This window comes from Mesorhizobium sp. M7A.F.Ca.ET.027.03.2.1, assembly GCF_003999175.1.
Classification (GTDB): Bacteria; Pseudomonadota; Alphaproteobacteria; order Rhizobiales; family Rhizobiaceae; genus Mesorhizobium.
The window spans coordinates 1-1,856 of the sequence record NZ_RZOM01001156.1; the positions used below are offsets into that span (position 1 = coordinate 1).

Below are 1,856 nucleotides of genomic sequence, written 5' to 3' on the forward strand. Positions count from 1 at the left end.
GGGTTGGGCCTATTTCCGCCTCGGCAGGTTCGATGACGCGGTGCGCGAAATGGAACGCGCCGTGTCGCTGAAGCCGGAAGATCCGGTTCTCAACGATCACCTCGGCGATGCCTACTGGCGCGTCGGCCGCAAGCTGGAAGCCACCTTCCAGTGGAACCAGGCTCGCGACCTGAAGCCGGATCCCGATGTGCTGGCCAAATTGCAGCAGAAGCTGATGAAGGGCCTGCCGCCGATCGAGTCCAACACGGCGCAGGAAACTCCGAAGGTCAAGCCAGAGCCGGTGCCCGCCCCGAAAGGGTGACGTCAGCCATTTGAATTCAAGGCGAACGGGGCTCTTTTCGGAGTCCCGTTTTCGTTTGAACCGGATTCGGCTGGCTGCCTCAGAAGAGCTTGCGATAGACGACGAAGCCGGAGTGTTCGGCGACCTTGTCGTAAAGCTTCATCGCCGTGTGATTGGTCTCATGCGTCAGCCAGTATACCCGGCCTGAGCCGGCCGTCTGGGCGCGCTCGTAGACGCCCTCGATCAGCGCCCGTCCGATGCCTTTGCCACGCGAGGCCTGCGTGGTGAAAAGGTCCTGCAGATAGCAATTCGGCGCGATCGCCGTGGTGCTGCGATGGAAGAGATAGTGCACGAGGCCGAGAAGCTGTCCCTCGCCTTCGGCCACCAGCGCGTGGACCGGCTCATAGGCATCGAAGAAACGAGACCATGTCATCTGGGTGATCTCACCCGGCAGGGCCGTTTCGCCCGAGCGGCCATAAAACGCATTGTAGCCGTCCCACAGCGGCAGCCATTGCTCGAAATCCTGTCGCGCGACAGGGCGGATGACGATCGGGCTGGGCATGGCTGAAACCTGTTGTCGTTGCTGCACAGGCGAACAGAGCGCAGGCCCGAGAGATGGGCAATGGGCCAGCCCCTGCAAAGCTTTCAACATTGTCCATAATGTCGGGGTGACCGCATCGGCGTGCTTTGCTTGACGCTTTGCTGCCGGGTCTCTAGGACGTGCCGGCAAGCTAGCCTGTGCTGTCGAGGCCATCCGTGACAATTGAAATCCCCGCCCATATGCATCCCAGCCGCTCGTTCCAGGGGCTGATCCTGACCTTGCACAACTATTGGGCGGCCTATGGCTGCGTCATCCTGCAACCCTACGACATGGAAGTCGGCGCCGGCACCTTTCATCCGGCAACGACGCTGCGCGCGCTCGGCCCAAAACGCTGGAACGCTGCCTATGTCCAGCCTTCGCGTCGTCCCAAGGACGGGCGTTATGGCGAGAACCCGAACCGGCTGCAGCATTATTACCAGTACCAGGTGATCCTGAAGCCGAACCCGCCCAATTTACAGGAACTCTATCTCGGCTCGCTGGCGGCGATCGGCGTCGATCCGCTGCTGCACGACATCCGCTTCGTCGAGGACGATTGGGAAAGCCCGACGCTGGGCGCCTGGGGTCTCGGCTGGGAATGCTGGTGCGACGGCATGGAAGTCTCGCAGTTCACCTACTTCCAGCAGGTCTGCGGCATCGAATGCGCGCCGGTGGCCGGCGAACTCACCTACGGGCTGGAGCGACTGGCCATGTATGTGCAGGGCGTCGACAATGTCTACGACCTCAATTTCAACGGCCGCGAAGGCGCCGACAAGGTCACCTATGGCGATGTCTTCCTGCAGGCCGAGCAGGAATATTCGCGCCACAACTTCGAACACGCCAACACGGCGATGCTTCTGCGCCACTTCGAGGACGCCGAGGCCGAGTGCAAGGCGCTGCTCGACGCCGGCGCGCCGGCATCGAACGACAATCTGCCGATGCACCGCATGGTTTTCCCGGCCTACGACCAGTGCATCAAGGCCAGCCATGTCTTCAACC

General features: G+C 61.9%; 3 protein-coding genes. 2 read left to right on the forward strand and 1 reads right to left on the reverse strand.

What is annotated here, in order from left to right; translation table 11 throughout:
- On the forward strand, positions 1–301 hold a 301-nt coding region (locus EN750_RS32345; RefSeq protein WP_127399110.1), incomplete at its 5' end, for a tetratricopeptide repeat protein.
- 79 nt (positions 302–380) lie between these two features.
- Here the strand turns inward: EN750_RS32345 and EN750_RS32350 are convergent.
- The gene (locus EN750_RS32350; protein ID WP_127399111.1) at positions 381–842 is read right to left on the reverse strand and encodes a GNAT family N-acetyltransferase; all 462 of its coding nucleotides are present in this window, start codon (positions 840–842) and stop codon (positions 381–383) included.
- Positions 843–1,060: 218 nt separating this feature from the next.
- On the opposite strand from EN750_RS32350, the gene EN750_RS32355 reads away from it, so the two are divergent.
- Positions 1,061–1,856: glycine--tRNA ligase subunit alpha (locus EN750_RS32355; protein WP_189526608.1), on the forward strand; the 796-nt coding region annotated here is incomplete at its 3' end.